Annotated in this window: 16 protein-coding genes; 10 read left to right on the forward strand and 6 right to left on the reverse strand. The window is 67.9% G+C overall.

Annotated elements, in window-relative coordinates; genetic code table 11:
- The first annotated feature begins 94 nt into the window (after positions 1-94).
- From HDA44_RS03220 to HDA44_RS03235, 4 genes are read left to right on the forward strand one after another with little or no spacing between them, the layout of a single operon-like run.
- Positions 95-1483, forward strand: coding sequence for an FAD-dependent oxidoreductase (locus tag HDA44_RS03220; RefSeq protein WP_184831174.1), 1389 nt, complete (start codon positions 95-97; stop codon positions 1481-1483).
- A 3-nt stretch (positions 1484-1486) separates the two neighbouring features.
- Complete coding sequence (locus tag HDA44_RS03225; RefSeq protein WP_184831176.1) at positions 1487-2107, forward strand: RNA polymerase sigma factor; 621 nt, start codon at positions 1487-1489, stop codon at positions 2105-2107.
- Positions 2091-3146 (forward strand): CU044_5270 family protein, encoded by a 1056-nt coding sequence (locus HDA44_RS03230; protein WP_184831178.1) that lies wholly within the window; start codon positions 2091-2093, stop codon positions 3144-3146. The genes HDA44_RS03225 and HDA44_RS03230 overlap by 17 nt, the downstream gene beginning before the upstream one ends.
- 25 nt (positions 3147-3171) lie before the next feature.
- Complete coding sequence (locus tag HDA44_RS03235; RefSeq protein WP_184831180.1) at positions 3172-6852, forward strand: S8 family peptidase; 3681 nt, start codon at positions 3172-3174, stop codon at positions 6850-6852.
- 25 nt (positions 6853-6877) lie between these two features.
- On the opposite strand, the gene HDA44_RS03240 is transcribed toward HDA44_RS03235, so the two are convergent.
- Together HDA44_RS03240 and HDA44_RS03245 are read right to left on the reverse strand one after the other, a co-directional pair.
- Positions 6878-9040 carry a molybdopterin-containing oxidoreductase family protein gene (locus HDA44_RS03240; protein WP_184831182.1) on the reverse strand — a complete coding sequence of 721 codons (2163 nt, stop codon included), beginning with the start codon at positions 9038-9040 and terminating at the stop codon, positions 6878-6880.
- Positions 9037-9483 carry a hypothetical protein gene (locus HDA44_RS03245; RefSeq protein ID WP_184831184.1) on the reverse strand — a complete coding sequence of 149 codons (447 nt, stop codon included), beginning with the start codon at positions 9481-9483 and terminating at the stop codon, positions 9037-9039. Before HDA44_RS03245 ends, HDA44_RS03240 begins: the two co-directional genes overlap by 4 nt.
- A 284-nt stretch (positions 9484-9767) precedes the next feature.
- Here HDA44_RS03245 and HDA44_RS03250 point away from each other — a divergent pair, with 284 nt between their 5' ends.
- Positions 9768-10511: a class I SAM-dependent methyltransferase gene (locus HDA44_RS03250; protein ID WP_184831186.1), complete on the forward strand. Its 744-nt coding sequence runs from the start codon at positions 9768-9770 to the stop codon at positions 10509-10511.
- 93 nt (positions 10512-10604) lie between these two features.
- Here the strand turns inward: HDA44_RS03250 and HDA44_RS03255 are convergent, their stop codons facing one another.
- The gene (locus HDA44_RS03255; protein ID WP_184831188.1) at positions 10605-11177 is read right to left on the reverse strand and encodes a CGNR zinc finger domain-containing protein; all 573 of its coding nucleotides are present in this window, start codon (positions 11175-11177) and stop codon (positions 10605-10607) included.
- 100 nt (positions 11178-11277) lie between these two features.
- Here HDA44_RS03255 and HDA44_RS03260 point away from each other — a divergent pair, with 100 nt between their 5' ends.
- Positions 11278-12444 carry an epoxide hydrolase family protein gene (locus tag HDA44_RS03260; protein WP_184831190.1) on the forward strand — a complete coding sequence of 389 codons (1167 nt, stop codon included), beginning with the start codon at positions 11278-11280 and terminating at the stop codon, positions 12442-12444.
- On the opposite strand, the gene HDA44_RS38385 is transcribed toward HDA44_RS03260, so the two are convergent.
- The gene (locus HDA44_RS38385) at positions 12395-12757 is read right to left on the reverse strand and encodes a DUF6596 domain-containing protein (protein WP_337906812.1); all 363 of its coding nucleotides are present in this window, start codon (positions 12755-12757) and stop codon (positions 12395-12397) included. The two genes, HDA44_RS03260 and HDA44_RS38385, sit on opposite strands and share 50 nt — an antisense overlap.
- A 3-nt stretch (positions 12758-12760) precedes the next feature.
- Positions 12761-13780, reverse strand: a complete 1020-nt coding sequence (locus HDA44_RS03265) for a glycoside hydrolase family 6 protein (RefSeq protein ID WP_238352351.1) — start codon at positions 13778-13780, stop codon at positions 12761-12763.
- A gap of 143 nt (positions 13781-13923) precedes the next feature.
- Between HDA44_RS03265 and HDA44_RS03270 the strand changes: the two genes are divergently transcribed.
- The 3 genes from HDA44_RS03270 (at position 13924) to HDA44_RS03280 (ending at position 16588) form a co-directional block, all read left to right on the forward strand.
- Positions 13924-14955 carry a substrate-binding domain-containing protein gene (locus tag HDA44_RS03270; protein ID WP_184831192.1) on the forward strand — a complete coding sequence of 344 codons (1032 nt, stop codon included), beginning with the start codon at positions 13924-13926 and terminating at the stop codon, positions 14953-14955.
- 134 nt (positions 14956-15089) lie between these two features.
- Positions 15090-15572, forward strand: a complete 483-nt coding sequence (locus HDA44_RS03275; protein ID WP_184831194.1) for a hypothetical protein — start codon at positions 15090-15092, stop codon at positions 15570-15572.
- Positions 15573-15637: 65 nt separating this feature from the next.
- Positions 15638-16588, forward strand: a complete 951-nt coding sequence (locus HDA44_RS03280) for a hypothetical protein (protein WP_184831196.1) — start codon at positions 15638-15640, stop codon at positions 16586-16588.
- On the opposite strand, the gene HDA44_RS03285 is transcribed toward HDA44_RS03280, so the two are convergent.
- The gene (locus HDA44_RS03285) at positions 16589-17425 is read right to left on the reverse strand and encodes an AfsR/SARP family transcriptional regulator (protein WP_184831198.1); all 837 of its coding nucleotides are present in this window, start codon (positions 17423-17425) and stop codon (positions 16589-16591) included.
- Between the two features lie 264 nt (positions 17426-17689).
- Here HDA44_RS03285 and HDA44_RS03290 point away from each other — a divergent pair, with 264 nt between their 5' ends.
- Positions 17690-20443 (forward strand): AfsR/SARP family transcriptional regulator, encoded by a 2754-nt coding sequence (locus tag HDA44_RS03290; RefSeq protein WP_184831200.1) that lies wholly within the window; start codon positions 17690-17692, stop codon positions 20441-20443.
- Positions 20444-20972 lie beyond the last annotated feature (529 nt).

The raw sequence follows: 20972 nt of genomic DNA on the forward strand, positions 1-20972 counted from the left end.
GCCGCTGCTCAGATCGCCGCCCGCCGACTTCTTGTAATCGTTGCATGAAACTGTTTACCCTCGACGGGCGGATCGGAGAGGGTGTGATCGTCGGGTGGATCAGGTGGATGCGGTGGTGGTCGGAGCGGGGCTGTCCGGCCTGGTGGCGGCGCGGCGGCTGACCTCCGCGGGGTGGAGGGTGGCCGTGCTCGAGGCGCGGGACCGGGTCGGCGGGCGGACGTTGAACGCTGATGTGGACGGCTGGCCCGGCAAGGTGGTCGAGGTTGGCGGTCAGTTCACCGGACCAGGCCAGGACGCGATTCAGCGGGTCGCGGGGGAGGTCGGCATCGGTACGTTCCCGACGTACGACCTCGGCGTCAACCTGCTGGAGTTGGGCGGCCGGGTGCGACGGTGGCGCGGACGTGAGCCGTGGGTCGGGTTTGCCGCCTCCGCCGCCTATGTCCGGGCGGAGCACACGTTGAACCGGATGGCGCGCACGGTTCCGCCGGAGCGGCCGTGGACCACTGCCCAGGCGGCCGAGTGGGACGCGATGACGCTGGCGGACTGGATCCGCGGTCAGGTCCGCTCCGAGCGGGCCCGTGTTCTGCTGGCGATGGCCGTCCGCGCCGTGTGGTCGGTGGAACCGGAAGATCTTTCGCTCTTGCACGTCCTTGCTTGTGTCAATGCGGCCGGCAACCTGCAACGTCTGGTGCGTACGGCGGGTGGCGCGCAGCAGGACCGCTTCGTCGGAGGTTCTCAGCTGATCGCCGAGAAGCTGGCCGAACGGCTCCCCGAGCCGCCACGTCTTCAGCACCCGGTGCAGCGGATAGCGCAGTACGAGCATCATGTCCTGGTCAGCACCCAGGACACGGCGATCCAGGCCCGGCGGGTGATCGTCGCGCTGCCGCCGATGCTTGCCGCGCGGATCAGGTACGAACCGCTGCCTCCGGGGCGTACGCAACTGTTGGCGCGCACTCCACAAGGCAGGACGCTCAAGTACCTGGCCGTGTACGACGAACCGTTCTGGCGTCGTGGCGGCCTGTCCGGACAGGCCGCGAGTGAACAAGGTCCGGTCACGGCGACGTTCGACAACTCGCCCCCGGACGGCTCGCCGGGGATTCTGCTCGGATTTGTCACCGGTCGCCACGCGCGCCGACTGCTCGACCTGCCCGCGGCGGCGCGACAGGACGAGGTGCTTCGGTGTTTCGCCGCCTGGTACGGCGACCGCGCGTCGCGTCCGCGCCAGGTGCTGGTGGGGTCGTGGACCGAAGAGGAATGGACGCGTGGGTGCTACGCCGGCTACTTCACCCCCGGCGCCTGGACGTCGTGCGGCGAGTGGTTGCGGCGGGCGCACGGTCGCGTGCACTGGGCGGGGTCGGAGACGGCGACGCGGTGGATCGGGTTCATGGACGGCGCCGTCACGGCCGGCGAACGGGCCGCGGCCGAAGTACTGGCCGAATTCGCCGGGGAAAGTGGAACCCGACGTCGTCCAGCGGCGAAGTAGGGCATGAATCAGGCTCCTTCGCCGACCACGGATCACCCACCCCCAGAATCGTCCCCGCCACCGTCCTCCGACCGTGAGCTGCTGTCGGGTTCGGTCGCGGACTTCGGCCGGCTGTTCGATCGGTACGCCGCTCAACTCCATCGCTACTGCTCACGACGGATCGGGCCCGACCTCGCCGACGACGTCGTGGCCGAGACGTTTCTGATCGCGTACGAGCGTCGTTGTTCTTTCGACCCGAGCCGCTCGTCGGGACTGCCCTGGCTGTACGGCATCGCCACCAACGTCCTGCATCGGCATCGCAAGGCCGAGGCACGGGCGCACCGGATTCTCACGTACCAGGGCGACTCGGCCGACATCGTGGCCGAAACGGCGACGGAGCGGACCGACGCGGCCGCGCGGATCCGGACGATCGCCCGCGTGCTCGGCGCGCTGCCACGACGGCATCGTGACGTCATCTTCCTGGCCGCCGCGGGCCTGGAGTACGCCGAGATCGCGGCGGCGCTCGCGATTCCGGTCGGCACCGTGCGGTCCCGCCTGCACCGGGCCAGGGCCCGGCTGCGGTGGGCGCTCGACCATTCCGATGTTCCGACGATTGTGAGGTCCGGCCATGCAGAAGCATCCTGAAGTTCAGGAGGTCATCGACACCTACGACAGCGTGCTGCCGGTGGCGAGCGCGGAGCAGTTGTCCGCGGTCCGGCGGCAGGTGCTCGCCCGGTTGGACGAGCGTCCCACCGCGGCCCGGCGGCGGCTGCGGGTGAGTCTGGCGACGACCGCCGTCGGCGCGCTGGCGGTGACTGCCGCGGTCGCCGCGTTCATCGTCCCGGGAGCCGACGTCCGGCCCGGCGACGCGCCGGCGATGACGACGGTCGTGGCGACGCTCGACCAACTGGCGGTTCGATCGGCGGACGCGAGAGCGTTGCCGGTGCCAGCCGGCGCATTCGTCTACACCCGCGGCCGGGAGGTCAGCCTGACCGCCACCTCGGCGATCACCGGAGCAGAGGCGTTGTGGTACCGGTCGGAAACGGTTCGCGAGAGCTGGGCATCGTCGACAGGCCTCGAGCCGCGGCGGATCGTCATGACGCGTGGCCTGAACGCCGTACCTCTGCGCGCGGGCGACGCGGCGAAGCTGGATGCCTCCGGTCTTCCCTGGCGGCGGGTCCAGAAGGTGACGTTGCCGGACGCAACCAAAGCGGCGCCTGCACCGGCCGCCCAACAGGTCGGCGTGACCGAGCCGACGCCGGCGTACCTGGCGTCGTTGCCGACCCAGCCGGACCGGTTGCTCGACGCACTGCGCCGCGTCGCGCCTACCAACACGAAGTGGTCGGCCGAACAGAACGTCTTCCAGCTGGTGGCCGTGCTGGTCAGCTCCGGGGACGCGCTGCTGTCGCCTGAACTTCGGGCCGGTCTCTATCGGGCCCTTGCCAAGCTGCCCGGTGTCGAACAGGTCGCGGGCCAACTCGATCTGGCCGGCCGGCCGGCCCTCGCCATCGCACGGACCGAGGGCGGCGTGCGGGAGGAGATCCTGATCAGTCCGCGAACCTCCCGGGTTGTCGGTACCAAGCAGGTGCTCGTGACGGCGCAGGACGGTCTGCCCGCGGGCACGGTGCTGAGCCGGACGACGTTCGACCAGAAGCTCGTGGCCTCCGTAGGCGCCATCCGCTGATCAGCTTCGACAAGGAGGCTTCTCGATGAGAGTTCTACGAAGTCGCGTGGTGCGCCTCGGACTCGCGGTGGCGCTGGTCGCGGCCGTGGGCCTGGCGGTCAGCAGCGACCCACGGGTCGCGGACGCGAGGGATTCCGGCGCCGCGACAACTGCCTGGACGCGGACGAACATGGCCGGAGAGCAAGTCACGCTTGTGACCGGGGACCGGGTGCTGTTCGACGTGCGCGGATCAAAGGTCCTGTCGGTGCACCTGAGCAGACCTGGCGGTGTCTCTTCGTTCGTCAAGTACCAGCGCGACGGTGACTGGTACGTGCTGCCGATGTCGGTTGCCGACCTGGTCAGTTCGGGGCAACTCGACGAGCAACTGTTCAACATCACCGGACTGATTCGGCAGGGATACGGCGATCAGAAGTCGAGTGATGTGCCCGTGCTGGTGCAGTACTCGAACGTGGCCGCGACGAAGAGCGCGCCGTCGGGTGCCCGGCGAGAGCGCCGGTTGCCGGCGCTGAAACTCGCCGCGATCGATGCCCCGAAACAGGTGGCCGGACGAGTCTGGGAGCAGTTGACCAAGCCGGTCGCGCGTGGGCAGCGGGTACTGGCCGCGGGGACTCAGCGGATCTGGCTCAATGCTCGCGTGCGGGCTGACCTCGACCGCAGCGTGCCGCAGATCGGAGCGCCGGCCGCGTGGCAGGCCGGATTCACCGGTCGGCAGGTCCGCGTCGCCGTCCTCGACACCGGAATCGACGCCGCGCATCCGGATCTTGCCGGCAAGGTGGCGGTCGCGAAGAACTTCACGGACACCGCGGACGTCGGCGATCATGTCGGTCACGGCACCCATGTCGCGGGAACCATCGCCGGATCGGGCAGTGCGTCCGGGGGCAAGTATCGCGGCGTCGCTCCGGATGCGCGGCTGGTGATCGGGAAGGTCCTCGACGACACGGGTACGGGGCAACTGGACGATCTGCTCGCCGGGATGCAGTGGGCGGTCACGGAGGCGCACGCCAAGATCGTCAACCTGAGTCTCGGGGGTCGAGGCGACGGCACCGACCCAGTCGCCCAGGCGGTGGATCAGCTCAGCGGGCAGTACGGTGTGCTGTTCGTGGCGGCTGCCGGAAACGACGGCCCGGGCCGCGGAACCCTGCACACGCCCGGTGTCGCGGCGGCAGCGCTGACCGTCGGCGCAGTCGACGCGGAGGACGTGCTGACCGAGTTCTCCAGCCGGGGACCAGGCCTGCCCGGCTCCTCCGTCAAACCGGAGATCGTTGCCCCAGGTGATCAGATCGTCGCGGCGCGAGCTGCCGGAACTCTCGGCCGCTGGGCGGTCGACGAGCACTACGCGCGGCTGAGCGGAACTTCGATGGCAACGCCGCATGTCGCCGGCGCCGCGGCGCTCCTGGCCGAACAGCACCCGCGGTGGACCGGCTCGCAACTCAAGGCAGTGCTCTCCGGAACGGCACACCCGGTCGCGGGCGATGCCGATGCGGTCGGCGCAGGTCGCGTCGACCTGGCTCGCGCGGTCAGGCAGACGCTTACCGCAGCGCAGCCGGAGGTACACACGTTCTTCCGCTGGCCGAATCTCGACCTGCCGGCCAGGCGACTCCCGATCACTTACACCAACGCGGGCTCGGCGGCTGTCACTCTGAACCTGGCACTCGAGCTCCGGAACGGCGACGGCGACCCTGCACCGTCAGGGACGGCTCACCTCAGCACGACGGCGCTACTCGTTCCCGCGGGCGAATCCGCGACGGTTGATTTGATCGCCACTCCCGCCGCCGGTGCCGCCGGACGTTACACCGGCACCGTCACGGCCACGGCAGGCGACCTGGTCATTCGTACGCCGGCAGCTGTCGAGCAGGAGGACGAACGCTACGACCTCACGGTCCACCTGCGCGATCGCCGGGGCGCGGAGGTCGCGGCCGGCCACGGCAGCACGCTTGTCCTCGGCGACGCGGGTGACTTCTACCGTGTTCTACCTGGTGGGACAGCGCGGGTCCAACGCGGTCACTACACCGTTATCGGCGAAGTGAGCGACGACGATCCAGGTGACCTGGAGGCTCGCGCGCTGATGATCGCTCAGCCGGACGTCGACATCACCGCGGACCGCGAGCTGGCCCTCAGCGTTCGGCAGACGGTTCCCGTACGGGCCCAGATCGACCGGCCGGGCCGAACCTCCGGCAACGTCCAGATCGACATCTGCCGCGAGAACCAGTGCGTTCTGTCGTTCTTCGATCCGCAGTTCGCGGAGCTGTACGCCGGCTCGGTGCCCGGCGTCCGCTCCGGCAAGTTCTTTCTCACCCTGTCGGCGGAGCTCGAGCGCGCGGCGACCGAGGTCCGGGTCACGTCGCCCGCGCGGTTCCCGGTCGACGCGCAGTGGTACTACCAATCGCCGCGGCGAACCGGCAACTATCGACTGACGATCGCCAAGGCCGGCGGCGGTACCGTCGCGGAACTGGATGCCGCCCGGCCACGTGGTCGCGCGGTGCTTCTCGACCTTCCGGCGGCTACCACGGCCGCGCGCATCCGGGAGACGGTTCAGCGAGTCGCGGCAGCGGGTGGCCGGCTAGTACTGCTCCGCTTCGGCTCGGGAGCGAGTCCTGTTCCGGATCCAGGTACTACGGCGCTGCCGACGATCGCGGTGACGGGACAGGGCGCCGCACAGCTGGCCGAGATCGATAGCGCGGTGGCCACGATCAGCACCATCCCGGACAGCCCTGACCTTTATCATCTCGCCTATGCCGAGCGCGGGTCGCTCCCGGCATCGATGACCTATCGAGTACGGACGAACGACCTCGCGCGGGTCCACACCCGCCAGTACGACGCCGGCGAGTACGCGCCTCGGCTGGCCTCGGCCTGGACCGTCATCGACGGACGAACCATCGCCAACAGCGGCGTGCGACTGTTGCCATGGGACCGTGACGAGTACTACCTCCCCGGACGATGGGAATCGGCGAACGACTCCGGCTACCCGGGGACGCCGGACATGCTGATCGGAGGGCAGACGCTGCGGCGGGGTGCGAACCCGGGCCAGGATTGGAACAAGGCGGTCGCGGGCCCAGGCCTGGCGGGAACCCGGATCAGGAGCACGCAGGCCTGGGCGGCACTCCACGGAACGACACTCGACGTGGCGGTGCCGCTGCTCAGCGACTCCGGCGGTCATGTCCGCTTCGCCGACGATCTCAGGGTACTCAACCGCGGCACCGGCGGCACGGTTCTCACCCACGACGGAGCTGTTGCCGGGAGCAACGGAACGCCCGGAGAGGGGATCTTCGAGGTCCCGAACCGCAGCGGCCGATTCGAACTCAGCGCGAGTACGGCGATCGACGATCCGCAATGGCGAACCTCGACGAAGGTGTCCGTGAGGTGGGCATTCGGCATCGAGCGGGACGGGCCGCTGCCGCTGTCGGTGGTTCGATTCATGCCGGCCGTCGACCCGCACAACCAGGCGCGAGCGGGCCAGGTCAGGGTGCCGATCGCTATCGAGCGGCAGGAGGGTGCTGCTCCGGCGCGAGTCCGGAGTCTGGCGGTTGACGTTTCCTACGATGACGGTGACACCTGGCGCGCGGCGCGCGTGACTCGTACCGGCGCGGGATTCGTTGCCAACGTACACAATCGGCCGAACGGCTTTATCTCGTTGCGTAGCCGGCTCAGCGACAGTGCCGGAGACACCAGCGATCAGACGATCATCCGGGCGTACCACGTGCGCTGACGGTACGCGAGGTCGGCGGTCGAAGTCAGCCGTCGCTCGGTGTACCGGTCCGCGGCGGGTCGAGGCGGACCGGTACACCGTTCAGCCAGGTCATTCCGGCGAGTGGTTCGAGGTCTTCGAGGGCGGAGCTGGTCAGGATGTTCAGGTTCGCTCCGCCCGACCGATTCGCCAGGCTCCAGCCGCCGCGGTGGCCCCAGCCCCAGGGCATGGCGATGGTCCCGGGCAGCACAGCGTCGGACAAGGTGATGGGTACCTCGACGGCGCCGGTTCTGGACGACAGTCGGGCCATTTCCCCGTCGGTCAGCCCCGCCGCGGCCGCATCGTCCGGATGTACGCGGACGGCGAAGCGCCGGCTTCTCATCAGCTGCGGCGAATTGTGGGTCCACGAGTTGTGGGATCGAAGCTCCCGCAGCGATACCAGACGGAGCGGATACGCCGGATCGATGCGTGGGCCGGCGAGCAGCCGGTCGAGTTCCTTGACGATCTCGGGCGGACAGAGCTCGACGCGCGATCCGCGGTGCCGGATGTACTTGGCCGCCACGCCCGTCGGATGGTGCTCGGACAGCCGGAGGCCATGTGGGTGGAGGCGTTCGAGCCGTCGCAACGAGAGTCCGCCCCGGCGGAGCCCGAAGCGGTCGCCGTACGGTCCGGCGCGCAGCCCGAGGTCGATCAGCCGGCGTGGCGTCAGCCGGATCCGCAGGCGATGCAGTGCCCGGAGTACAGGGACCGTGCTCGGAACGATGCCGAGTCGACGGCCGAGGTCGGTCATCACCTCCCACTCGCTGCGCGCCTCGCCGTACGGCGAAACGACTTGCTGTGACCATTGGACGAACGGACTGGTGTGATTGGTGGCGTGGAAGAACGGCGTTTCCTGCCGTTCCAGAAAGGTCTGTGCGGGCAGTACGAAATCGGCCAGCCGATTCGTGTCGTTCAGGTACAGGTCGTGTGACACGAAGAGCTTGAGTTGGCCCAGGGCATCGACGAACTCACGGCTGTTCGGCACGGACGCGACTGGATTGCCCGCGGAGACCCACAGCGCCCTGATCTGCCGTGGCCCGGGGGTGGTGATCTGACGGGCCATCAGCGCCGCCGGGAGCTCGCCGAGGATGTCCGGGAAGTTGCCGGCGTCCGAGCGCACGCGACCGATCCGGTGCAGGCGAGCGGCCTGACCCATGGCACGGACCGGTACCGCCGTGGTGGTGAACAGCGCGCCGCCGGGACGATCGAGATTTCCGGTCACGGTGTTGAGCGCGTCGATCAGGAAGCACACCAGCGTGCCGAATCTGCCGCGGCCGGCACCGGTGCGCCCGTACGCGACCGCGCGGCCGGCGCCGGCGAAGTCGCGGGCGAGCGCCTCGATGGTCAGCGCCGGAATTCCGGTCGACTCAGCCGCGCGTTCGGGAGTGAACGGCGCGAGGCGGGACACCAGCCGAGGCAGTCCGGTGGCCCCGACCCGAAGCGATTCGAGCTTGTCGCGGAAGATCACGTTCAGCATCGCCAGCAGCAGCCAGGCATCCGTGTCCGGCCTGATCGGGATGTGCTCGAACGCCTTCGCGGTCTCCGTGCGACGCGGGTCGACCACAATGACGCGACCGTTTCGTCCGCGGATCCCGGTGAGCCGCTCACGGATGCGCGGAGCCGTCAGGAAGCTGCCGTTGGAGACGAGTGGATTCGCGCCGATGATCAACAGGAAGCTGGTCCGGTCGAGGTCGGGGATCGGGGCGGAGAACGGGTGGCCGAACAAGAGTTGGCACGCGGCCAGCCGGCTTCCGATGTCCTGCGAGACAGCGCCGTACCCGTGCGGTGAACCGAACTGCTCGAGGAACCCTCGGACCCAGGTCAGATGCCCGAACGAGAACGAACTGGGCACGCCGGCGTACAGGGCGAGCGCGGCCGGGCCGAACTGCTTTCTGATCGACCGCAGGCGCTCCGCGATCTCGTCGAGAGCGCCTTCCCAGGTGGTCCGTTCGAAGGTGTCACCGACCCGGCGCAACGGGTGCAGTACGCGTTCGGGATCGTTCTGGATCTCGGTCATCGCGATGCCCTTGGGGCAGCAGTACCCGGCTGACATCGGATGTGCTGGGTCCGGTCGCAGGCGCACGAGGCGATCGTCGGCCACCGTGGCCACCAGACCGCACAGCGCTTCGCAGATCTGGCAGTAGGTGATCCGCTCCTCGCCGGTGGTCATGAGTCAGTGTCTTCGAATGCTTCGAGGTCGTCTCTGATCAGCTCGGCCAGGCGAGGTTTGTCGTGGTAGAGCTGGTGCAGGGTTGTGCCGAGTTTGCTCAGTACGGCGATGTCTTCCTCTGATGCCGTCACGCCCCAGGTCGGGTCCATGTCGCCGTCACCGTAGTCGTAGCCGTAGTTCGTGAAGGTCAGTCGCCCGGACTCCACGTACTCGATCAGGTCCAGCCCCGCTTGGCGTCCGGCGAGCACCGCGACGGTGAACCAGTCTTGTGGCTCCCCGGTCAGCCCGTACTCGGCAAACGTCGCCTCCGCGGCGGTCCGCGCCCGCGGATTCAGGTCGAGAACGTACGCCGGGTTGCCGTCGGCGTAGAGATACAGCGAGAACGGCGCGATCGGACTCACCGGAACCGTGCAGTAGGACTCGCCGCGCTCATCGGTACTCACAGACGGCTCCCATGGGGACGTGAGGATCAGGCAGTCGCCCGATCGCAGGACTTGTTGCAATCATTGCATAAAACTCGGCGGGCGAAACGACGATGAGGTCCTGTAGATGATTCTTACCCTCTCGACCGGCGGCTCGGCGGCTTGACAGGAGGTGTGGGCCGATTCGGGCGTGATCGGCGTCGGCGTCGGCGTAGGCGGGCGGGTCGCGGTACGTACAGATGTATGTACTGTCCGGGCGCAAATTCGGTCGCTCGGTGGGGAGGGGGCGGGTTAGCGTCGTGGGCATGGTTGATGCCAAGTTCGGGGTGCGTCGGTTGGCCGCGGTGTACGACTTGTTCGAGGGTGGTCGCGGGGACCTGGAGCATTACGTGGCGATGGTGGGTGAGTTCTCGGCGCGGCGGGTGCTGGACGTGGGGTGTGGGACGGGGGAGTTGGCCTGTCTGCTCGCGGGCGCCGGGGTGGGGGTCGTCGGAGTGGACCCGGCGGAGGCCTCGCTGGAAGTTGCTCGGGGCAAGGAGTTTGCGGAACGGGTGCAGTGGATCCACGGGGATGCGACAACGTTGCCCGGGCTGCAGGTCGATCTGGCGGTGATGACGGGGAACGTGGCGCAGGTGTTCCTGACCGATGAGGACTGGGCCGCGACGTTGAGCGGGGTGCATGAAGCGTTGGTCCCGGATGGGCGGTTCGTGTTCGAGACGCGCGATCCGGCGCGGCGGGTGTGGGAGGAGTGGCGGGACTGGTCGCGGGAGAGCACGTATCAGGAGGTACCGGTCGCGGCGGGCGGGACGGTGGCGACCTGGGGCGAGGTGCTCGCGGTGGAACTGCCGTTCGTGACGTTCCGGGGTACGTACGTGTTCTCGTCCGACGACGCCGTATTCACCTCGGATTCGACGCTGCGGTTTCGGGAGCGGGCCGAGCTGGAGGAGTCCCTGGTGTCGGCCGGGTTCGTGGTGGACGACGTTCGGGAGGCGCCGGACCGACCGGGGATGGAGTTCGTGTTCGTGGCCCGGAAGACCAGCCGGCCGTGAGCACTTGGTCGAGCAGGTGGCGTACGTCATCCTCGGGCAGACTGAGCCAGGTCCGCGGTAGCGAGCTTTGCCGAGTGTGCGGTGCCGCGGGTCTTAGGGGAGGTCGGGGCTTTTGCGTTGTCTGGCGTTGAAGCGGGCCTTCTTCTGGCGGTTTCCGCAGGTGTTCATGTCGCACCATCTGCGGGTGCGGCTCTGGCTGGTGTCGAAGAAGGCGGCTTGGCAGGTCGGGGATGCGCACAAGGCCAGCTTTCCGTCGCGTTCGCCCGCGATGATGCTGATCGCGTCGGCGGCGATCACGCCGAGGGCGTCTTCGACGGCGGACGCCGCGCCGAGCTGCCATCGCCGCTGCCCGTCGGGCGTCAGGACGGCCGCGGCCCGGCCCTGAGCGCTGCGGTCGTTGATGACGTGGACCGCGGCCGCCGGAAGAGCGTGCCCGCTCGCGGCGGCCGTCGCGGCGGCGTGAATCGACTCTCTCAACTCCCGAGCGAGCTCGAGTTGAGCGGCCGTGCACGAGTCCACGGCGAGACCGCTCACCGCCAGCCAGTCCGTGAGGCGTTGCGGCGTGGGTACGCGCTCCACGGCCTCGCCCTGACGCTCGGTAAGGGTCGCCGTGAAGCTGGTCGCGAGCACGGTACCGAGGCGGAACTCGGGAAACTCGGCGGGCATGGAACCACCTTAGCCGGTTGCAGGCCTTGCTGAAGCCATGCTAGAACCGGCTTAGATGGTTCACGCACGGATAACCGTTCCCCGGTGACCAGGAGGTCTGATGCCCCGCCACGACGTGCAAGCGTTCGAAGCGCACGCGACCGACGCCGACCTCGACGAGTTGCGGGCGCGATTGGCCGCGGCGCGGCTGCCCGAGGCCGAGACGGTCGAGCGCGCCGCATCGGGCCGACGCCGATGGGAACAGGGCGTTCCGCTCGCGGATCTCGCCGACGTCGTGCGGTACTGGCGTACCGAGTACGACTGGCGATCCTTCGAAGTGAGCCTCGACCGAATCGGGCAGTTCCGTACGACCATCGACGGCCTGGGAATCCACTTCCTGCACCGCCGGTCCGCGCGCGCCGATGCCACGCCGTTGATTTTGACGCACGGCTGGCCGGGCAGCATTGCCGAATTCGTCGACGTGGTGGACGAGTTGGCAGATCCCCGGCACCCGGACGTACCGGCATTTCATGTAGTGGTTCCGTCGCTTCCAGGCTTCGGGTACAGCGACAAGCCGGCCGTCACCGGGTGGGGAACCGAAAAGATCGCGACTGCCTGGGTCGAATTGATGGGCAGGCTCGGCTACGACAAGTTCCTGGCGCACGGCGGCGACTGGGGAGGAAACATCACCACTGTTCTCGCGGGCAGATTCCCGGCGCACGTACCCGGAATTCACACCACGTTCGCGGAGGCACCGCCCGGATTGCCGACCGACGGGCTGACGGCCGCCGAGCGCCGGTGGACCGAGGAAACCCACGACTTCTGGCACCACCGCGCGGCGTACGCAAAACAGCAGGCGACCCGGCCGCAGACCATCGGCTATTCGCTCGTCGATTCCCCGGTCGGGCTACTTGCCTGGATTCTCGACAAATTCGCCGACTGGTCGGACACCGAGGACAGTCCGTTCGAGCGGATTTCCCGAGATCGCGTACTCGATGACGTCACCCTGTACTGGTTGACGCGAACCGGCGCGTCGGCGGCGCGCATCTATTACGAGAGCCACAATTCGCTGGACCCCGGGCTTCGTGTCGAGGTCCCGGCGGCGATCACCATCTATCCGCGCGACATCGAGAAGTATCCGCGGCCGTGGGCTCAGGAGCGGTACCGGCAGATCGTGCGCTGGAGCTCGCCTGACGCGGGTGGGCACTTCCCGTCGCTGGAGGTCCCCGAGTACTTCGTCAAAGACCTGCAAGCAGGCCTCGCGGCAGTCCTCTCAGCCCAGCCGTGAGCGCCGGCTGGTGGGGTGCTCGCTGGTGGTCAGGTGGCTGGCGATTGTTTGCCGGCGCGGTCCAGTAGGTGGCGGCGTTCCACTTCGTCGGTGGCCAGTCGGTGTCAGCGTCGGTCGCGGCCTGGGCGTGGAGGGCTGCGATCGCGGCCTGGAGTTGATAGGGGCCGGTCTCGCCGTCGGACCAGACGGACTCGATCAGCGCTGTCCCTTCGGTGATGAGGGAGCGGTCCCAGTGGGTGCGGTCTTGGTCTTGCAGTTGGATGAGCTGGTTGCGGTCGTCGGCGCGGGTGGAGCGCCGTGATTCGTTGAGCAGTAGTCAGTTGCCGTTGATCAGGTGTACCGCCAGGTCGGCGCTGAACGTACCGGCCGGGATGCCGTCGCCGATGCCGCACGAGCCGTCGGAGTCGCCGGGGACCTTGATCCAGAGCAGCATCTCCGCGCCGCCTCCGAGCTGTGAGGTGACGCCGAGCTTTCGGCCCGGTGGGTTGCACCAATCGTTACCGGTGCCGTTCCCGTTCCGGCTGGTGTCGACGACGAACGGCTTGGTGGCCGGCAGGCTGCCGTTGATCGCGTTGCCGTAACTCACGGTCTGGGCGGTGGTGAAGTAGTTCGACACATTCAGCGAGAAGCCGTGAGCGTTGGCCAGGCCCGCGCCCTTGAGTCGCTGGGCCATCTCGCTCGCGCCGACCCATCCCGCGTTGCCGCCGTCGAGGTAGGCCCAGGTGTTGGGTGCCAGCTCCTTGAACTGCTGCACGGCGTAGCTCAGCATTCCGTTGCGCTCGGCAATCTGATCGGCGTTCATACAGTTGAAGTCACCGAGCGAGTCGGGCTCGATCACGACCAGCGCCGGGCGGTTGCCGATGGCAACGGCAAAGTCGTGGATCCAGGCGCGGTACGCGGCCGGGGTGCCCGCGCCGCCGCCGGAATGGCCGCCGCACGCGTCGCGGCCGGGGATGTTGTACGCGACCAGTACCGGGAGTTTGTCCGCGACGTCGGCGGCACCGACGAAGCTGCCGACCGCGGTGCCGATCGGGTTGCTCCAGTTGCCGAACCACCGGGCCATCGGCTTGCTCGCGATCGAGCTCTGGATCGCGCTCCGGCGACCGTCGTTCGGGTTGTCCCGGACCCAGTTGGCCGGGTTCGAGTTCGGGTCGACGTAGAACCCGCTGGTCAGCCGCGTCGGGTCGCCGGCGGCAAGACCGGCGGTGGGGGAGGCGCCGGCGGCAGGGCCGGCGGTGGCGGTGGCGGTGCGGGCGGCGCCGGCGGTCTGCGTCGCCGGCGCGACCGCGGCGAGCATCAACCCGCCGGCAATCAGGCCTCGGGCGATCCAGTTCATGTAATGCTCCAGTCTCGGGTGGGGCGGAACCTCTGGGAGCGCTTCCAGTGCTTCTCAACGCTGGATGGTGAACCAGATCTTATCGCAAACCGGGAGCGCTTCCAGTTGTACTCTCTACGCATTCAAACGTTAAGGACGGGCCGGTGACCGAGTCCCTCAGGCGGCAAGTGACGCTCGACGAAGTCGCCGAGCGGGCCGGTGTGTCCCGTTCGGCGGCGTCGCGGGTGATCAACAACGCCCCACATGTGAGCAGAGCCAAACGTGCGGCGGTCGAGCGCGCCGTCAGCGACCTCGGGTACGTACCGAACGCGAACGCCCGGGCGCTCGCGTCACAGCAGGCCGGAGCGGTCGTACTGGCGATCTCCAGCGAAAACCCGCGGGCGTTCGCGGATCCGTTCTTCGCCGAGGTCGTGGTCGGCATCAGCTCGGTACTCGAGGAGACCGACCACGAGCTGATGTTGATGATGGCGACGTCTGCCCGCGGCCAGGCGCGACTCGGGCAGGTGCTGCGTACCCGGCAGGCGGCCGGCGTCATGCTGATGTCGATGCACGGTGACGACCCCCTCGCTCGGCTCGCCGAGCAGGCGGACGTACCAGTGGTCTTCGGCGGCGTACCGGCGACCTTCGAACCGCGCTACTACGTCGATGCCGACAACCGGGGCGGAGCTCGCCTGGCGACCGAACATCTGGTCACCTGCGGCCGGACCAGAATCGGGACGATCACCGGCCGGATGGACGAAGGCGCCGGTTTGGCCCGCTACCGGGGTTACCAGGACGCCCTGGCCGTCGCCGGCCTCGACGCGACGCGCGTGATCCACGGCGACTTCTCCGAGGACGGCGGCGCCGACGCGATGCGCGAACTGCTGACCGCGCATCCGGACGTCGACGGCGTGTTCATCGCCTCCGACCAGATGGCGATCGGCGCGCTCCGGGTCCTGCAGGAAGCCGGAATCACGGTGCCAACTGACGTCGCTCTGGTCGGATTCAACGACATCTCGACCGCCCGCCACACAACCCCACCCCTGACCACCATCAGCCAGCCGATCCAGCCCCTCGGCCGCGAAATGGCCAGAATGCTCCTCGCCGTACTCGCGGGCGAGCGACCATCACCACTGATCCTCCCAACCCGCCTGACCAAACGAGAATCGACCGGAACCAGTACCAACCCGACCTGAAAGGGATTCGTCCGTCCGGGTCCGCGAACTCCACACCTTTCGGTCAAGGAGTCTTCCAGTGGCTCGCCAGAGTTTCTCCAGGGCGTGGTTGCAGAGTCCTCTGGGTAACTACTCGCATTACTCGGAGGAATCACATGCGACTCGTCAGATTGATGATCGGTATCGCCGCGCTGGGCGCCGCGACCGTACTGCCCGTGACAGCGAACGCCGTCGAACCTGGACCGGCCTCGCCGTCCGCGGCACAGCAGACGCAATCCCAACCGGAACAGCAGATGCAACATCAGCCGGCCAACCTGGACGCCGGGGTGCTGGAATCCCCGCCTGGCAGGTACTGCAATATCAACCCGCCGACGGGCACGGTGTGTCTCTACGCCCACCACAACGCGGTCGGCTGGAGCGCGCACTACGCCAAATGCGGCAACGCCGACATCCCGTCGTGGCTTGATCCCGGCAACCCGAACAACAACGGCGTGAGCTCGTACTGGGATGAACAGACCGGCGGCGCGTACCTCGTGGGGTACAACAACAACACTCCGGTGTTCGACACGAAGAACAAACATCACACGGTGAATCTCGTGAACGGAAATGACAAGGCCTGGTGGGTCCGCGTCTGCTGACGAGGGGGGAGCGCGGCAGCCGGCCGCGGACTCCGCGGCCGGCTGTCTGATCAGGAGGGACAAGCATGACGTCACGAAGGTTCGGGAATCGCTGGCCGGCCGCGGTAATGCTGCTTGCCGGAACAACCGCCGGCTGCACGGCGACCGAGGCCAGGTCTCCGGATCGGGCCCCGGCTGCTAGGCCCTCGATCACGATGCGGCAGTTGCCGGCCGACATCGGGCAGGTCGCCTACCCGCTTGATCGTTACCGGCTCACCGCGGCGGAGCAGCGCTTGATGGAGCAAGCAACCTATGTCCTGGTACGCCGCTGCACGCTGCGCTTCGGCCTCGAGCTGCCTCCGCTGGGAAAGGCGATCGACAAGACGCGCCGAGATCGGTACGGGCTCTCCGACCCGATCGAGGCGCGAACCTGGGCGTACTCGCTGGACAAGCCGTCGGTGCTCGCCCCGGCCTGGCTGGCGCCGATCGCACCGGGGAGCCGGCTCCACTCCATCGTCACGGGAACGGATGCCGATGGGCGGCCGGCGAAGGAGCACGGATTACCGGCCGGCGGTTGTGGCGGGTCGGCACGTCGAGCCTTGGCGCAGGACCGCACCTCGTCGGGCGACGACCTGGTCGCGGGGCTCGACAGCGAGGCCTGGAAGAGCGCCAGAGCAGACGCTCGGGTTCAACAGGCTGAGTCGGCGTGGCAGCGGTGCATGAATGCAGCGGGTTACCGATATCAGAACGCCGTGGAGGCGCCGTACGCCTATTGGGGTGAGCGGAGGCTGCTCGGTCGGAAGGCGGTGTCGCCGGCGGAGAAGAAGTCCGGCATCAAGCCCAGCCGTGCCGAGTTTGCCGCCGCACTCGTCGACGTCCGATGCAAACGGACGTCGGGGTTCCTGCAGACGTGGGTTGCCCTGACGATCGCCCGGCAGGACCAACTGGTGATCGATCAGGGGCCGGCGTTGCGAGCGCATCGCGAAGCGTTGAGTTCGAGCGTGCGTACCGCGAAGCACTTCATCAGAGCTGGTTGATCATCGGCGACATCGTGGTCGGGTACATCGCCGGTAGCGGAGTCGTTCGCGCGGCTCTCCACTCGCCGGGGCCCTTTCGACGATGCGGTCGCGAACGCCGCTGACCAGGGGCCCCGGTCGTACGCCGAGCTCGTCGTCCAGCACCCGCTCCAAGTCGCCGTAGCGGCTGAGCGCTTCGGCTGCTCTGCCACTGCGGGCCAGGGCCTGGAGGAGAAGAGCCCACAGGCTCTCTCGCAGTGAGTGTTCGCCGATCAGGTTCTCGAGCTCAGGGATCACGTCACTCTGCCGGCCCAAGGCGAGTTCGGCCGCGACACACTCCTCGACGATCTGCAGGCGCAGACTCTGGAGGCCGGCGGCATGCAACTGGACGACTTCCAGGTCGACCCCCGCGAACGCTTCGCCGGCCCAGACATCGAGGGCCTGGCGGAGGGTGTCCGCTGCCCGCTCGGTGGCGCCGGATTCGCGGGCTTTCCGGCCCGTCCGAACGAGCTCTTCGAATTGCGCCAGATCGAAGCCGTGCGCGGGAACTACCAGCCGATAGCCGCCCGCCAGCGACTCCACCGGTGAACGGCCGTCGGAGGTCAGCAAACCGCGCAGTCGATAGACATGTGACTGCAGAGTCGCAACGGCCGACGTCGGCGGTGCACCGTTCCACAATTGGTCGATGAGCAGATCACGACGACGAGGCCGGTTCGGCTCGATCAGCAACAGCGCGAGCAGTTGGCTGAGCTTCCCGGAACCGACGTCGACCGGACGCGCGTGATTCCGTACCTCGAGCGGCCCTAGTACCTGGAAGGTGAACGCAGTCGACTCTGGGACGGACGGGGCGGGCTGCATCTGACCTCCACGAGGTGATGTGGTGCCTGGGAATGGTTCCGCGAGGAACAACCGCAGGATCACAAGGTGCGCTTTCACTCCGCATTCACAGTGCTGTCCCGAGCCGGGCGTCGTGGGTTCGCGCAGGCGCTTCTCGGACAGCATTGTTCGAGTTAGCATGATCGATAACTCGATTCCTGGCGCGTACGTGCGCCGAAGGGGGCCGTGCTGGACAAAGAACGCGCTGCAGCGGTCGGCCAAGTTGCCATTGGATGTCTTGGTCCGATGATGATGTCGTCGGCGGGGCATCCGGTGTTCCTGCCCGCGGGACGGCTCCGAGTGGTTCTGTGCGTACTGGCTCTGGCCGGGGGTGCGACTGTCTCGACGGACAGGTTGATGTTCGCGCTCTGGGACGAGGATCTCCCCGAGCGCCCGCTGGCGACGCTGCAGACCATCGTGTCCCGGCTGCGAAGCCGGGTAGGCGAGGGGATTGTGCTCACCGAGCCTGGCGGCTATCGCCTTGCCGTCGGCGCCGATGCCGTTGATGCGCTCCGGTTCGAGCGCCTGACCCAGGAAGCATTGGATGCTCGTGCCGACGCGGCCGGCAAGCTCGATGCGGCGCTCGCCTTGTGGCGCGGAGAGCCGTTCGCTGACCTGGACTCGAGGTGGCTGCGGAACAACGAGGCTCCCCGGCTGACGACTCTCTATCTGGAAGCTGTCGAGTTGCGTACTGAGCTTGCGCTGGAGCAGGGAAGCGGTGCGCGGCAGTTGCCGATCCTCGTACGGCTCGTCAGCGACTTTCCGCTGCGGGAGACCTTGTGGTGTCGCTTGATCGATGTGTTGGCCGCGGCTGGACGGCCGGCTGAGGCACTCGCACAGTACGAGCGGGCTCGCCTTGTCCTGAGCGATGAATTGGGAGTCGACCCGGGTACGGAGCTGCGGTCGCGCTACCAACGCCTGCTCGGCGCGGAATCCCTCGCCGACCGGACGCGGCACCTGGTACCGCGGCAGTTGCCGGGCAACTACGGCATCGTGGTGGGACGCGAGAGCGAACTGGCCAACCTCGACCGTCTCCTGGCCGATGCGAGCACCGGTGCCGCGGTGATCACAGGCACCGCAGGCGTCGGGAAGACAACGCTGGCGGTGTCCTGGGCCCGACGCGTCGCGGCGCGCTTTCCTGGCGGACAGCTGTTCGTCAACCTCCGCGGCTTCGAGCCCAACGCCGAGCCGGTCGGAACCGACGAGGCCGCGCGATGGATGTTGGACGCGCTCGGAGTGGAACCGGAGTCGATGCCGGCCGGAGTCCCGGCACAGTCGGCACTCCTGCGGACACTGCTGTCGGAACGGAAGGTCCTGGTCGTCCTCGACAACGCTCGGGACGCGCAACAAGTCCGGCCGCTGCTGCCCGGATCGACCGACTCGTTCGCACTCGTCACGAGCCGGGATCGACTGACGCCATTGATCGTCGCGGGTGCCGGCCCGGTCGTGGTCAGCCGGTTCTCCCGGACGCAGTCGGTGCAACTGCTCGAGAGCCGCCTCGGAGACGCCGTCGTCGAGGATTCGCGCGATGTCATCCCGGCTCTCACGGAGGCGACGGCGGGGCTTCCCTTGGCGCTCGCCGTTGTCGCGGCCCGGGCAGCGGCTTCGGCGCCGTACGGACTGCAACTCATTGCGGCTGAGCTAAGTGACGGCGGTCATGCGCTTGATGTGTTGTCCGGTTCGGACTCGGTCACGGACCTGCGTACGGTGCTCTCGTGGTCGTACCGGGCGATGCCTGACGAGGTTGCGAAGATGTTCAGGTTGCTGGCTCTGCATCCCGGACCTGAGTTCGGTCATGGCGTCGCCGCGAGCCTGCTGGGCATCGAGGTGCAACGCGCCCGGCTCGTGCTGCGACAACTTCAGGAGGCACACCTGGTCGAGGGATCGCGGCCTGGGCATTTCTTCATGCATGACCTGCTGCGCGCGTACGCCGCGGAGGTCGCGTCCGCTGCCGAGAGACGGGATGCCGTCGTCCGGTTGGTCGACCACCATCTGCACACCAGCACCGCGGCCGCGTTGGTGATCAATCCGGGGCGGGTTCTGGAGTTGTCCGAGCCTCCGGCGGAGGGAGTTCGGGTCCTGACGCTGACCGCGAGGCAGCGCGCGCTCGATTGGTTCGCGGAGAATCATCGGGTCCTGGTGCGCATCGTCGATCTGGCCGTCGCGACCGGTCACGACCGCCGCGCGCTGGAACTGATCGCGGCGCTCCGTACGCCGCTGAACCGTAGTGGCCGATGGCAACATTGGCACGACTGGGTACACCTCCAGGCGGTGGCTGTTGACGCGGCTCGACGACTTGACGACCGCGAGGCAGAAGCGAATGCGCTACTGGTCGGCGCGCGTGCGCACGGGCGCCTCACCAACTACGCGAAGTCCATCGAGCTCGGCAACGCGTGCATCACCATCTGCCACGAGTTGAACGATCGGCACCTCGAGGCGTCCGCGTGTCAGACCCTGGCCAACGCCGCCTCGAGCTGGGACCGTCAGGATCTCGCGGAGTCCTACAGCTTGCGTGCTCTGGAGCTGTATCGACTCGTCGGCGACGAGTTCGGCGAAGTCGTCGCGACGCACGAACTCGGCTACCAGTATGCGTTGCTCGGCCAGTACGACGAGGCCTTACAGCACTGCCAGTACGCGCTCGAACGCATGGAGGCAGGCGCCTGGGACCAGTTGGAGATCGCCGCGGTCTGGGACAGCCTCGGCTTCATCCATCTCCGCATGAGCGCCGCGCCGCAGGCGATCTCCTGCTACCAACGTGCTGCTGACCTGTATCACGCCGAAGGCGACCAGTACTACACCGCGATGGGGATCGCCAAGGTCGGCGACGCGTACGCCTCGAACGGCAACACGGAACAAGCACGACACAACTGGCTCCGCGCGGCACACAAGCTTGAAGCCCTACAACACCCCGACGCAGCCACCGTCCGCGCACGCCTCGGCCAACTGGCGTTCTTGATGGACGGGATACCGAGCCACTCGGAACACCCCGACGCCATTTGAGTGGTTCACCTCCGCGGTCACCCCTTCACCCCTGGCAGGCGGGAGGTGAAGGGGCGAACGGCGTGGTTAACCGGCCCTTGGCTTGCGGCGCGGCACTGCCTGGTTCGGAGAGCCGTACTCCATAGTGAGGGACCCGCGGAGCGAGAAAGGGACACCTGGTGATTGCCCGGCGCCGAACCAATGGCGTCAGACCCGTGACGAACGCGGCCTTGGTCCGGCGGCTGCCGGTTGGCTCGGGTGCACGTACGGCGGTGTTCTCGGGAGCGGTGCTCATCGGGGAACCTCCAACGTGCGGGCGGCGATAGTCAGGAGCGTGTCGGTCAGGGCGGCTTGATCGAAGGTTGGGTCGGCCGCCGCCGCGCGCGGCGGTCGTGTCGATCACCGAGCGGATGGTGACGGCCATCGCGGCGCGGACATGGCGACGGTACTCGGCGACGAACTTGAGATTCGAGGTGATGTACCCGGGCAAGATCCGCCAGCTCATCGGATCGAGCAACCGAGCGACTGACCGAGCAACCGAGCGACTGCG

Source organism: Kribbella solani (assembly GCF_014205295.1).
Taxonomy (GTDB): Bacteria; Actinomycetota; Actinomycetes; order Propionibacteriales; family Kribbellaceae; genus Kribbella; species Kribbella solani.